Source organism: Vibrio superstes, from assembly GCF_003569005.1.
Taxonomy (GTDB): Bacteria; Pseudomonadota; Gammaproteobacteria; order Enterobacterales; family Vibrionaceae; genus Vibrio; species Vibrio superstes.
In genome coordinates this window covers 424606-438650 of sequence record NZ_BCUR01000001.1, presented here as the reverse complement: position 1 = coordinate 438650, position 14045 = coordinate 424606, and the positions used below count along the sequence as shown (strand labels likewise).

General features: G+C 36.6%; 11 protein-coding genes and 1 pseudogene. All 12 read left to right on the top strand.

Annotation, left to right across the window (positions count from 1 at the left end):
* The first annotated feature begins 753 nt into the window (after positions 1-753).
* Positions 754-2031 carry a polysaccharide export protein gene (locus D5I41_RS01855; protein ID WP_119008228.1) on the top strand — a complete coding sequence of 426 codons (1278 nt, stop codon included), beginning with the start codon at positions 754-756 and terminating at the stop codon, positions 2029-2031.
* A 25-nt stretch (positions 2032-2056) separates the two neighbouring features.
* Positions 2057-2482 (top strand): arsenate reductase/protein-tyrosine-phosphatase family protein, encoded by a 426-nt coding sequence (locus D5I41_RS01850; RefSeq protein WP_119008227.1) that lies wholly within the window; start codon positions 2057-2059, stop codon positions 2480-2482.
* A 71-nt stretch (positions 2483-2553) separates the two neighbouring features.
* A complete protein-coding gene (locus tag D5I41_RS01845) occupies positions 2554-4737 on the top strand; it encodes a polysaccharide biosynthesis tyrosine autokinase (protein ID WP_119008226.1) in 2184 nt (727 codons plus the stop codon).
* A 495-nt stretch (positions 4738-5232) separates the two neighbouring features.
* Entirely contained in the window at positions 5233-6246 is a 1014-nt protein-coding gene (locus D5I41_RS21565) for an acyltransferase family protein (RefSeq protein WP_119008225.1), read from the top strand.
* A 50-nt stretch (positions 6247-6296) separates the two neighbouring features.
* On the top strand, positions 6297-7112 hold the full coding sequence (locus D5I41_RS01835; protein ID WP_119008224.1) for a glycosyltransferase: 816 nt from the start codon (positions 6297-6299) through the stop codon (positions 7110-7112).
* Positions 7112-8368: a flippase gene (locus tag D5I41_RS01830; protein ID WP_119008223.1), complete on the top strand. Its 1257-nt coding sequence runs from the start codon at positions 7112-7114 to the stop codon at positions 8366-8368. The genes D5I41_RS01835 and D5I41_RS01830 overlap by 1 nt, the downstream gene beginning before the upstream one ends.
* The gene (locus D5I41_RS01825; protein WP_119008222.1) at positions 8361-9245 is read left to right on the top strand and encodes a GT-D fold domain-containing glycosyltransferase; all 885 of its coding nucleotides are present in this window, start codon (positions 8361-8363) and stop codon (positions 9243-9245) included. Before D5I41_RS01830 ends, D5I41_RS01825 begins: the two co-directional genes overlap by 8 nt.
* A complete protein-coding gene (locus D5I41_RS01820; protein ID WP_119008221.1) occupies positions 9238-10137 on the top strand; it encodes a glycosyltransferase in 900 nt (299 codons plus the stop codon). Before D5I41_RS01825 ends, D5I41_RS01820 begins: the two co-directional genes overlap by 8 nt.
* Before the next feature lie 110 nt (positions 10138-10247).
* Entirely contained in the window at positions 10248-11267 is a 1020-nt protein-coding gene (locus D5I41_RS01815; RefSeq protein ID WP_147094855.1) for a hypothetical protein, read from the top strand.
* Positions 11268-11269: 2 nt separating this feature from the next.
* Positions 11270-12244 (top strand): acyltransferase family protein, encoded by a 975-nt coding sequence (locus D5I41_RS21560; RefSeq protein WP_162892772.1) that lies wholly within the window; start codon positions 11270-11272, stop codon positions 12242-12244.
* Positions 12238-13359 carry a glycosyltransferase gene (locus D5I41_RS01805; protein ID WP_119008218.1) on the top strand — a complete coding sequence of 374 codons (1122 nt, stop codon included), beginning with the start codon at positions 12238-12240 and terminating at the stop codon, positions 13357-13359. Before D5I41_RS21560 ends, D5I41_RS01805 begins: the two co-directional genes overlap by 7 nt.
* A gap of 490 nt (positions 13360-13849) precedes the next feature.
* A pseudogene (locus D5I41_RS21615) lies at positions 13850-13974 on the top strand (IS3 family transposase); the annotation flags it as partial.
* Between the last annotated feature and the right edge of the window lie 71 nt (positions 13975-14045).

The following is a 14045-nucleotide window of genomic DNA, read 5'->3' as shown; positions in this document are numbered from 1 at the left end:
GAGAACGATGGGAGAGAGAGGTTATGCGAGTGACAAAACGAAGAGAAAGACACAAATGACAAGAATAAGCCTTTTTATATCACGGAGTGATGCATTCTTTATCAGGAAGAAGGAGTCATCTATCTGACTTATCGATAGTAGATAATTTAAAATAATCGACCCCACCGTCTAACATCCAACGAATAAGCAACACGGTTAATAAATTATTTTAAACTTTGCAGATATTTTTGATGTAAGTCCGTTTTTAGAGTAAAAATACTAGCCCTAAAGTGTTACTGAAAGTAAGCTGTTCATCGTACTGTAAAGTACGTATGTCATTTTACGCCAATACATTAGACTAAACGTCGCAAACATAGGGGATGTTTTCTATAATTGCCCTTGTATTAAAGCAAGGGGCAGTTCTATTTCGCCTAAATAGCTCCTTGTACGTTATGGGTTTGCTATAAAAATATTAGTCTAATGGCTATTTAATTCATTGAATGAATTAATGGATTCTTATACTATGCGATGCATATATAATGAGTGTAACTTGTTGTAGATCATAGTTTTTAGCTACGCAACAACGTTTAATCTCGCGCAGTAAATGTGGCCTCACATTACAGACAATTTGACTGTTCACTACTAGAACGAAAAGCACCGAATCGTGGAATTTCGAATAATCCTCTGGGCGGTAGCGTACCCAAATTAGTAGTTTTACTGTAAAATACGTCCTAATCCTCTCTCGATATCAAAGTCGGCTTCAATTAAATTATAATGAAACTTAATCTTAAATTAGTATTGCCATTAGCAACTTGCCTCACCATCACTGGTTGTACCATGCCGGGATCGAGTGTAGACCTTGGCGACAAAAACATTTATCAAACTACGCCAGACGAATCTCAAATGTCTGAGCAAGAACTTGCCGAAACACCAGTTAATGTGGTTAACGTTTATCCTTTGTCTCCATCTTTTGTTAGCCGTTACTCGTCGTATTTCGATGTGGAAGCCCATTCTCGCAGTAACCCAGCGCTTGATGCTCAAATTGCCGGCTATGAGTATGTAATTGGCCAAGGCGATATCTTGAATATCACCATTTGGGATCACCCAGAGCTGACCATTCCAGCCGGTTCTTACCGTAGCGCGCAAGAAGCAGGGCATTGGGTTCATGCAGATGGCACCATCTTTTATCCTTACATTGGATTTGTGAAGGTGGCGGGTAAAACAGTTACCGAAGTACGTAAAGATATCTCAACACGTTTAGCTCGATATATTGAAAGCCCTCAAGTTGATGTCAATATCGCAGGCTTCCGCTCGCAGAAAGCGTATGTAACTGGTGAAATTCGTCAACCTGGTTATCAACCTCTTACCAACGTGCCTCTTACCTTCCTAGATGCAATCAACCAAGCTGGTGGCTTAACAACAGACGCAGACTGGCGCAATGTGACCTTAACTCGTGATGGCAAAGCAGAAACCCTGTCTCTTCACGACTTGATGCAAAATGGCGATCTCACCGAGAACCGATTGTTACAACAGGGCGATATCATCCATGTACCTCGCAATGACGCGCAGAAAGTATTCGTGCTAGGTGAAGTGCAAAGTCCAAAACTAATGAAGATTGATCGTTCAGGAATGACGCTTACTGAAGCACTAAGTGAAGTGGGCGGTATTAATGAATTGGCAGCTAATGCGACCGGCGTATTTGTTTTCCGTAGTGGCCAGCGTGATAAGCAACATGAAGAGTATCTAGCGCAGGTTCGTGACGAGTCTCTGACCAAAGAAGAAAAACAAAAGCTAGAAGCTGAGAGACAAGAGCTCGCGGCACAAGGCAAAACACCTCGTCCAGAGAAGATTATCGCTAACGTATATCAGCTAGATATCAGCGATGCGACGGCGCTTGTGACTGGAACCGAGTTTGAACTTGAACCGTACGATGTGGTGTATGTAACCGCAGCGCCAATTGAGCAATACAACCGTGTTGTTCGCCAGCTATTGCCAACCATCACAGCGTTAAATGACGGCAGTGAATTTGTTAACCGTGTCCGTAACTGGTAACCCACTAAAATAGTGAAGTGAATGAATGTTTGACCATATTTTAGTCGTCTGCATCGGCAATATCTGCCGAAGCCCTATCGGTGAAGAGCTACTAAAACAAGCGTTGCCAGCCAAGAAAGTAACTTCAGCAGGCTTGGGCGCCTTGGTGGATAAGCCCGCTGATCCTTTTTCAGTAACGGTATCAGAGAAGCATGATTGTGACCTATCCGGTCACATAGCAAGGCAAATCACAAGCGCGATGATCGCCGAAAGCGATTTGATCTTAGTGATGGAAAAAGGACACATTGATTCTATCACTAAGATAGCGCCAGCGGCTCGTGGCAAAACGATGCTTTACGGCCACTGGCTAAGTAAAGAGATCCCTGATCCGTACAAGAAAAGCTATGAAGCATTCGAGCATGTCTATGAGCTTATCGATAAGTCAGCAAAAGAGTGGATAAAGCGACTCTGAAACCTCAGAGCTGACAGCTTGAAGCTGATAGCTACCAGTTTGAACACAACCCCCAGAACCTTATAAATACTATGACCGAAAACAATCGTTCTAATCGCACTCAGCAACCTAGCCAGCCAGATGTAATAGACCTAGGAAAATTACTTGGTCTCTTGTTAGATGGTAAATGGATCATCATCTTTACCACATTCGTTTTTGCTGTAGCCGGTGTGACCTACGCACTGTTGGCCACCCCCATCTACAAAGCAGATGCGCTAATACAGGTAGAACAAAAATCGACAGGTATGCCAGTACTCAGTGAAAGCATGGGCGATATGTTTGCTCAGGAATCACAAGCGGCCACTGAGATCGAAATCATCAAATCTCGTATGGTGCTGGGAAAAACCGTCGATAAGTTCAATCTGACTACCGTGGCTTCACCAAACTATTTACCTGTCATAGGTAAAGGTCTTGCCAAGCGCATGGGCGAAGAAGCGTTTATCAAAGTCGAACGTTTCGATATTCCTGATTATGCATTAACGGGTGGCTATCAAATCATCATAGATGATTCTGCCTCTGGTGCATTCACGCTTACTGATTCAGAAGATAAGGTGATTCTAAAGGGTAAGGCTGACGAACTAGCACGCTCTGCTAATGGTGAGTATTCACTGTTCATTTCACAGTTGATTGGTAAAGATGGCCAAGAATTCAGCCTAGGCAAGCGCTCAAAGCTGGACGCAATACAGTGGCTGAGTGGCTCCCTATCGGTGTCAGAACGCGGCAAGCAATCGGGGATCCTGTCATTCGGGTTTGAGGGTGAGAACCAAGAGCAAATCATCGATTTATTGAATGATATTGCAAATAACTACTTTCTGCAGAACGTGGATCGTAACGCGGCAGAAGCAGAAAACAGTTTAGAATTCCTGCAAAATAAGCTTCCTGAGATCAAGGCTCAATTGACCGTAAATGAAGATGCCCTTAACCAGTATCGTCAAGATAATGAGTCTGTTGACCTGGGATTAGAAGCGCAGTCTACACTTAAAGTGATGGTAGAGCTTGAAGCTCAGCTGAACGAACTCACCTTTAAAGAAAGCGAACTAGCACAGCGGTTTACTAAGGAGCACCCTGCTTATATCGCCGTTCTAGAGAAACGCAAAACACTAGAAGAGCAAAAACGCAGACTTGAAGGGCAAATCAAAAAATTACCTAAAACTCAGCGTGCTGTATTGCGCCTAACCCGTGATGTCGAAGTAAACCAGCAAATTTACCTGCAGTTACTGAACAAATCCCAAGAGCTTGCCATTGTTAAAGCAAGCACCGTCGGTAACGTGCGTATCTTGGATGGAGCTGAATCGTACAGTGCGCCGGTTAAACCGAAAAAACCTCTAATTGCTGTTTTAGCCACACTGCTTGGCGGTATGTTGAGTGTTGCATTTGTTCTGCTTCGAGCAGCGTTCCATCGCGGCGTTGAAAATCCAGACCAGATTGAAGAATTGGGTTTACCGGTTTATGCGACGATCCCAAGATCTGAGCAGCAAGAAAAAATCGTTAAAATTCAAGAAAAGAACAAAGCTAAGAAAAAACTGCTTACTGCTGAAGAATCCTTGTTGGCCTTTGTCAATCCGGCTGACTTGTCAGTAGAAGCCTTCCGCTCTCTGAGAACCAGCCTGCACTTTGCAATGATGGAAGCGAAGAACAACATCATTATGATTACAGGCCCATCACCAGCAATCGGTAAGTCGTTTGTTTCAGCAAACTTTGCCGCGATTATTGCTAGCGCTGGTCAAAAAGTATTATTGATTGATGCCGACATGCGCAAAGGTCATATTGGCAAGGGTGTTAAGCTCAATAACGACTTTGGTTTATCGGATTACCTGGTGAATGATAAAAGTGCTGAAGAAGTGATCAATATCGATCAAGTTGAAAACATGCACTTTATTAGCAAAGGTAAGACACCGCCAAACCCATCAGAATTGCTAATGCACCCGCGATTTGAAGAGTTATGTGCTTGGGCTAGTGAAAACTACGACATCGTAATCATTGATACCCCGCCGGTACTGGCTGTAACCGATGCCGCGATTGTTGGCCGTCAAGCAGGTACCACCTTAATGGTAACTCGCTTTGCTAAGACCGCACTTAAAGAGATTGAAGTCTCTAGCGACCGATTAGAGCAAGCCGGCGTAGAAACCAAGGGTGTTATTCTCAACGCAGTAGAGAAGACCGCTTCTAGCTACTACACCTACGGCTACTATAACTACGCTTACAAGAGTGAGTAGGTTGCAGTAACGTCTAGGCAAGAGGCTGTCATCCCGGAGATTACAAAGTAGTTGTTCGGGAGTTTGCTTAGCTAGCTTTTCAATAAAGATCGAGCATTACGCTTATCTAGACAAATATTGCCCTTTATAACGACCTATTGGGGCACTTTTTGCAAAAGTAGCTAAACCAAGGTTTTACAAGGGATTATCCGCAATGTACTGTCTCAAAATGAATGAAAAGTGTCTCAGTTTTATCTAAGTGGGCTAAGAATCGGTACGTAAAATCGTTCGTTAAACCCGAAGTATAAATAATATATTGGTCTAACATAGTTCCAATGTGTACACGGTGATAATGAAATTATATTACTATGAGTTTCTGGATTGGAAAATAGAGGCGAACTAGTAGTATTCACCTACTTTAAGAAGACTATTAAAATATACTGAGAGTCAGAATTAATATAGTACTAAGACTATCAATAATTCGATATAAAATATAACAAAGGTATTAACTAAATAATGAAAAGCAACTTTTTACACTCAATAAATTGGTTTCGGGGTATTGCTATACTATTTGTTGTCCTCACACACATGCCGATAAATAATTTAATGACTAATAATTATTTCCATTATTGGCAAGCATACTTTCAAAATGGGACTGCTTTATTCATATTTATAGCAGCATATCTTTTTTGGCACCTTATCGATAGGTACGAGTTTAGAAAATACCTTATTGTGAAATTAAAGAACGTAGTAACACCATATATAGTCATTATTACGTCTACTTTAATTGGTATTATGTTTTTGGCTTCTGTTGGAATACATAGCATAGATTATTCAAGTTCAGATTTTAAAGTTAATATTTTAAGTCCTTTTCAAGAAAACGGATTTATTTGGCATTATTTGAAAGGTGGTGCAGTAAATTATCCTCTTTGGTTTATTCCAATGATAATCTGCTTTTTTGTTATGTCCCCATTTATTAAAATGATCTCTGAGAGTAAATATTTTCATCCAGTACTGTTTATATCACTGTTTGTTACTGTATTAACTACAAGAGGAGATTGGGGTTACAGTAACTTCATTCACTACCTTGGTATATGGATGCTAGGGATATTTTGTAAAAGAAACGAGAAATGGATATTTTTACATTCGAGATTGATCGCTTGTATTTCCTTTCTCCCATCTATTATTTTTGTGTATTTTAAAGTTGAGTACCCAGAAAGCCTAATTAACTTCAGTGAAATTCAAAAGATTTTCACAATTTTTTTCTTTCTAACTGTTTTGATGAGTTTTGAAAAGTCAAAAAAAGAATTTAAATCCCTAGATATATTGGCTAAGTATTCATTTGGAATCTTTTTTATTCATTATTACTTTATAGTTATATACAATTTTATCTTCGAGAGATATCTACCTGACCATATATTAATATCATACTGGTCTGTATTAATATTGACATTGCTATCCAGTCTGGTTGTATGTATTTCTGTAAAAAGATATACAAAATCTTACTCAAGAACATTATTGGGTATTTAAGTAATAATGACAATTAAAAGAAAAAGACAAACATAAATAAGAAACTAATTATGAAAAAAGTAGCAGTTATTTGCAGTGTATACAAGGGCGACTTGATAGAATATATTAAGCCAGCAATGAAAAGTGTTCTGAATCAAGATTATAAGTTTTGTGAATTGTTTATTTTTGTAGATGGTGATATTGATAGCGATGTACTTTTATATTTAAATGAACTAGAAGTAAAGAAATATGTAACGATTATATACAATAAAGAAAATGTAGGTCTGGCCCAAGGATTGAACACTCTAATTGACTATATTATTGAAAAAGGTTCACATGACTATATAGCAAGAATGGATTCAGATGACTTATCCAGAGAGAATCGAATATCGGAACAGGTAAATTTTCTAGAGACCAACCATGATATTGATGTAGTCGGGACTTACTGTAAAGAATTCGGATCTTCATATAGTTTAGACGTGAAAAAGTTGCCACTAGTACATGAGGAGCTACGGTCATTTAGTGTTGTAAGGTGTCCTTTTGTTCACCCAACAGTTATGTTCAGAGCCACGGTGTTTAACAATAATATTAGGTACCCTATTAACACATTAATGACTGAGGACATGGCGCTTTGGCTAGACCTCTTATCCAAGGGTTTTCGGTTTGCTAACATCCCCCAAGTTCTATTAGACTATAGATTGAGTGAGTCAACTATCGGTAGGCGTATTAGTTTTGGGAAAGCCAAATCAGAATTACTTATAAGATTGAAATATATGGTTCAGTCTAAGCAAGTTTCGTTTAAAAACCTAATACTTGTTTTCTTGCGTATTCCATTTCATTGTGCTCCTGAATTCGTATTAAAATATCTGTATAAGTATCACCGATAATGTTTAAGCAAGTATTCTGGCAACTACTATTAAAGTTAATAACTATAATATCTAACCTTTCAGTTGGAATATACGTTATTAATTATCTCGGACCAGAAAGTCAAGGTCAAATCGCCTACGCTATTAGTCTTACTACAGTACTTGGGTTCCTCACTACTTTTGGGTTAGGCACCTTTATCGCAAAAACTGTTGCTACGACTACCACGTCAAGGTTATTGGTTAAGCGCTTAGATGATATATTTTCAATAAGAGTGATAGGAAGTATATTTTTTATTATTCTATTAACAGTCATCTATACTGTTCAAAATAAATACGACCAATTACTTCTCTTGGCCTTTATTGCGTTCTCTAAAGTTGTATTTTCGCTAAACGTGTATCAAGATTTTTTTGAAGGCACAGGTAAGGTTGGACTATCAGCTAAATTTGAAATTGTTAACTTGCTAATCATTAGTACTATACGTGTGGCATTAGTATTATACGGACATAGCGTCGAACTTATCGCATTTACATATCTTTTAGAACAAATTATTAGAAGCGCATTTTCTTTATTTACGTTTGGTAAAAGCACAAAGCATAACTATAAAATAAGACCAACACTATCAACTTTGGTATTAGCCAAGAAAGTATCACCGCTGATTCTTAGTACAGTGGTAGTCGGATTATTCACTCAGATGGATATATTATTAATAGACCATTACTTTGGTTCACAAGAAGTAGGAGTTTATTCTGCCGCAATGAAAGTTGTAACTCCCTTTTATTTTGTTGGCACGTTAATCATTAGTGTGTATTTCAGTAAATTGTCTTTCAGTTACAATCATGACTACAGGGCTTTTATATCTTTGTTCAGAAAATTGGTATGTTCCTTGCTAATACTATCTACTGTAATAATATTTTCAATCTACCTACTTGGTGAGAAAGTATTCTTTATTATTTTTTCTGATGAGTACTCTTCAGGATTTGAAATCAGTTTAATCCTAGTGTTTGCCATTCCATTTGTTTATCTTGGCCCTTTAACCGGAAGATATCTTATATTAATTGGTGACTTTAAATGTGAGTTGGAAAAAACAGCTACTGCTGCACTATTCAATGTATTACTTGGTGTGGTGTTTATCCCAATCTATGGGTTAGTTGCGGCTGCGGCAACTACTGTTTTTAGTTATTTTATTGCAAATTTTATCTATTTATTTTTTAAACCTGTACATAGAGACTTCTTAATGGAAGTCATAAAAGGAAATAACCGTGCACAAGATGACTAGGCTTTTTAGCTTTACTTTAAGTTACATTATTTTTAAATTAAAATATCAACTTAATATTTTGACGAAGAAAGAAACAATTATTCTAAGTAAAAGCAGGAGCATATCTAGATTTGGAGATGGCGAATTCTTAATTATGAATGGTGGAAGTATAGGCTTTCAAGAAAAAAACAAAAAGTTAGCAGAAAGGCTACAAGAGGTATTATTATCAAATGAGGTTGGTCATATTTGTTGCATCCCGGGCTCATTTTCTTCTCTGAAAGATTATAAATTTAAAAACAAGATTTTTTGGATATACTGTGTAGGGAAAAATAAAGAATTACTACGCAAACTATATGATGTGAAGAGGAATTGCAAATTTGGTGATGCAAATTTCACTAGATTTTATATGTCTACACCATCATATTTAAGACATAATCTCGATCAGCTATTAAATGAAGCTTTTGATATTTGGAAAGATAAGCGTGTTCTAGTAGTTGAAGGTAATGGTACCCGTTTGGGAGTCGGTAACGATTTGTTTAAGGATTGCCAGTCTGTTGAGCGAATTATTTGTAGAAATAAAAACGCGTTTGATGATTACACTTTGGTTCTGGAAAAAACTCTCGAGTACTCGGTAGATTTTGACCTTGTGCTCATAGCTTTGGGACCTACAGCCACAGTGTTGGCTTATGACTTAGCAAAAAAAGGTATTCACGCTATTGATATCGGACACTTTGATATTGAGTATGAGTGGTTGTTAAAGAGAGCTGAAAAAAAAGTTGCTATAGAAAATAAAAATGTAAATGAGGCGGATAGTCGAACCGTAGCTAGTGATAACTCAGAAGATGCAATGAGTGTTTTGTACGACCTTTCAGAGAGGAACCCAAAGGAATATGTCTAAGTATAATTTGGCGATTATTCTGAGTATTTACAACGATGAAAAATACTTAGTCGAAAGTTTGGATAGTATAAGAAATTCAATTGTTGATACTATTTCTACTCAAGTAGTGATAATAGATGATGGATCCACGGATTCGTCTTACGAAATAGCTAGCGCATATTGTAGTGAAGAAAGCTGGAAAATTATAAAAACCAAGAATAGCGGGCTTGCAACTGCGTTGAATATAGCAATATCTTATTGTGATGCGAAATATATAGTTAGAATGGATAGTGATGATATATGTATATTGGGGAGATTTGAAAAGCTATTCGGAATAATGGAAGCTAACCCGGATATAGATGTCTTGGGTTCCTACGTGCAAGTAATTGGTGAACGTTCGGGTTTGATTACTCACCCACTAGATGATAAAAAGATCAAATCTAAACTGGTATTTGAGCCTAGTTTTGTTCATCCAAGTGTAATAATCAGAAGTGAAATACTGGAAGATCAAAGTTACAATTCTTCTTATAGCGTGGCACAAGACTATAGACTTTGGGTGGATTTAGCCATTAATAATGCAAAAATGGCTAACACTGATGAAGTTTTACTGAAATATAGAGTGTCCAATGATAATGTGACAAGTAAACGTCGAAAGGACCAAATATTATTTGCGAGAGAGGCTCGTACTATTTTAATCCAATACTACGTACCTAACTTATCAGATGAGGAGGTAGAATTCTTCAACTATTTATGTGATGGCCATCAAAATGGTTCGCAAACAAGTCTTTTGGAAAAACTAGAAATAATTAAAAAGATATTTAAGGGACTAGTTTTATCCAAAGACATGGATGGAATTTTTATAACAAAAATGTTTATTAGAAAATGTATAGCTCGAACAATTCAAGCGCTGTAAATAATGCGATCTTAGTCGCAGCCGCTTTATCTTCTGGTGCATATATTGTACTGCCCGGTATTGGTAAACCATATTTTATTCTGATAGCGATTTCCGCTATTGGAATGTTAATGAATATCAATAAAAGAATAGACTTTATTCCAGTGTTACTTTCATTAGTTCTATTCGGTTATTTCTTTATTCCTAATCTTTTGTTTAATGGATTAGGTTCTAGCTTAGAAATTTTGAATATACTCAATTTCGCTATAGCCTATATAATATTTAGCAATACGAGTAGAGAAATTCATAGCAAGTACTTTCGTATATTACTGTTTGTTTCAATTTTGGCTTTTAGTTATGAAGCGTTCTATCGATTTACGCATCCATATACATTAGGGCAAGCAGTAGCGTCTGATTTAGACAGTGTAGATATGTCTGATTCGTTCTACCCATATAAATCTAGTAGCTTAATGTACCTTAATTCTAATGGTGTGGGACTCCATAGTTTATTTTTACTTGGGTTAGTCCTATATTGCAGGCAGATTTTACCACAACTGGTGTCTCGTAAAGAGTTTTATATGTTTACAGCTCTTTTAGTAACGTTCTGTGTATTGTCTTTGTCACGTGCATCTATAATACTAGCTGGTGTGATTGTTCTATTGTTTTTGTATTTAAATAGTTCTTTATATAGCAAGGTTATTTCTCTGTTTATTTCCTCCTTTGTATTTGCATTAGGGTTGTTTCATGCGCTAGAGTTATTAAGGAGTGATTTTAGTTTTGAAAGTAAATTTGAGATTCTTAACAATACGATAGTTTACGTCTCGCATATAGACTTTCCTACACTTATATTGGGTAATACTTTTGGAAATCCAGAGTTAATATTTAATAGATTTAGCGGCTTTGTTGGCCATACACATTATTTCACATTAGTTTTTTTTGGCGGTGTTGCCGGAACATCTATTTTCGTATGTTTTATCCTCTTAATATCGTCAAAGAACAGGTATTTGTTTCTGTTTGTTGTAATGCCGTTTATTCTTATTGGATTTATCAACGCAAGAGTGTTTGCGCATTACTTTTACTTTTATATGGGGTATGCATTGGCGCTTTTGTCCGCGTTCGAAAACCATGAAGATTTGGTATTGAAGGATTAGTTTTGTTTAAAAATAGACTTATTTATTTAGACTGTTTTAGAGGGATAGCCGCCTTGTCAGTCGTGCTATATCATTATTTTACACGCTTTGATGAATTATATGGATCACAAGCGTCAAATATAATCACTAATAACCTTTACTTAGGTGTTCATTTGTTTTTTATTATTAGTGGTTATCTGATATATAGAAGCAGCATAAATAGATCTACTATTAATTTTGCAATAAACAGATTCATCAGACTTTATCCAACATATTGGGTGTGCGTAACAATTACTTTTCTTTTAGTTGGGTTCTTAGGTTTACCAGGTAGAGAGGTGTCGTTTAATGAGTTTGTTCTGAACTTGTTAATGTTCCATCACTTAATTCAGGTACCTGATGTCGATGGAGTATATTGGACTTTACAAGTCGAACTTTTCTTTTATTTTATTATTGCTGTTTTGTTAATGGTTGGCTCCCTTAAGTATTTGTACGTGACATTATTTGCGGTTTCTTTAGTAACTATATCAATGAAATTTAACTTTTTTGATAGTAATGGAGTGCTGAATATTTTGACACTTCATGGTTACGCAAGTTTGTTTTTATTGGGAGTAGGGAGTGAATATAGTCAAAGGTATAGGAGTATATTTCCGGTTTTGTTTCCGATGCTCTTGATTTTTTTTACTTTTAAAATTAGTGAATCAATTTTTGTTTTTGTTATATTTTTTCTTTTTCAATATAGTTTGTTATCGAGGGTTTCGACGCCCCGAAATGTAATGGTATCTGTTTTTTCCTTTTTTGGTAAAATATCCTACCCTCTCTATTTGTTGCACCAAAATATAGGTTATTCATTGATAATTCACTTATCCACCTATGTATCCATCTACGTCTCGATAATAATAACATTAATCCTCGTCTGTTTGTTATCATACATAGTGCACAATTTGGTTGAAGTTAAAGTTACAAATTTTATAAAATGTAGGGTTTATCGTAGATGTTAATTATATTTTCGGAGAGGAAAGATGTTGGTGGCTCGAATAATGCAGCATTGGAGCTGTATGAAAATTCTGAATTAATAGATTCTAATGAAGTAATATTTCTTGATGACTATATTGACTTTTCAGGTAATAAGTTGAAATTCATCTTATCATTACCTCTAGCGTTCTTTGGTGTGCTGAAAAAATTGAAAAAGCTGAATAAAGCATGTCATGATCAGAGAAAAAAGACAATTATTTGTAATCACTTTCTGCCATCTATATTTGGATTTTTGTATAGTATTATTTTTGGTAATGACATTAAGTTTGTATCTTGGGTCCATACGAACTTGAAACATTATTTATGCGATAGTACTGGTTCTAGACACTTGTACGCAAAACTTGTCGTCGCTTGTATACGCAAGTTTGAAGTGATCGTTTGTGTGAGCAATGAACAGAAGATTATTTTAGACCAGTTGTTTGATAAAGAAACGACTTTCATACCAAATTTAACAAGAAAGATTGACTTAAAAGATTTTAAAAAAACCTCATTGTGTTCTGAGATTAGATTCCTATTCGTAGGCCGTCTTGTCACACTAAAGAACGTAGATCTAATCATAAAAGCTTTTTCATCGTTCCTTAAGGAAAATAGTGCTGATTCTTGTTTAGATATAGTGGGTGATGGGCCAGAACTCGAAAATTTGGTCAACTTGGTTCAGTCACTAGGTATGGAGGATCGTATACTTTTTCACGGTCACAAGGACCCTATTGAGTTCTACGGTAAAAGTTCAGCATTAGTTATGGCTTCAGATTATGAGGGTTTTCCATTGACCTTTTTGGAATCAAGTAAATTCGCCCTGCCAGTTATTTGTACTGATTTCAGTACAGGAGCTAGAGAGTACCTTAATGGTGGAAGCTACTTTCAAGGTGCTATCAATGGATTGTTAATTTGTCAAAATGGTATTTTGATAGAGCAATCGTCGGAAGAAAGTGGAGTCGATCATCTAAGTTTAGCACTCGCCGCTTTCTGTGATAATGAAAGCCTTAGATTACTACTTTCTGATAATGTAACAAAGAATGCTGGTAAATATAGTAGTGAGGCGATTATATCAAAGTGGAGAAAGATACATTATCAACCCTAGTATTTTTAGGTGTTGGTTTAGGTTGCTATAATATCCCCATTATTGTATTAAAATCCCCTATTATTAATTTTCTTCATTTAGATTAGCTTATGCTGGTTATTTATCTATAGTGGCATAGTTAATTTGTCCAACTGATTAGAGGTGTTAAAGTGCGCCTTGTATACGACAGCTGGAACTATGTTAAAATGTACTATTAGAATTTTCAACCCAGGATTTAAACTTGAAGTAACGAAACTAGTTGTTGAACAGGTGTACTCAGCTGATTAAGCTACTAAAGCGATGAATGTGAGCAAACCGCCCATGGACAAGCGTGTAAGGCAACTCAAACATGAGCGGATAGGCACCACTCCAAAGGCCTCATCGTTAACGCCAGAACAGATTTAAATCCGAGATTTAGAAAAACGGATCGCAGATGAGCTATCAAAAATGGTAGCGATACGGTGCTTAAAGAGGTATATAGCACGTGAAATTTATTACTTTTTGAAAAATAGGAACGCATTATAGTAGCCGAAAGTACCGTCAGACTTTATGGAGTTATCAGATAAAGTAAAGCTTATCGCGCAAAGGAAACTACTTTGATAACGGCCTACTAAGCGCTTCTTCAGAGGCTTGGAACAGCATTGATAGCGTACATATTTCCTCCAATCTCTTACGTTAGTTCTTATTCATGACGAATAATGTGTTGT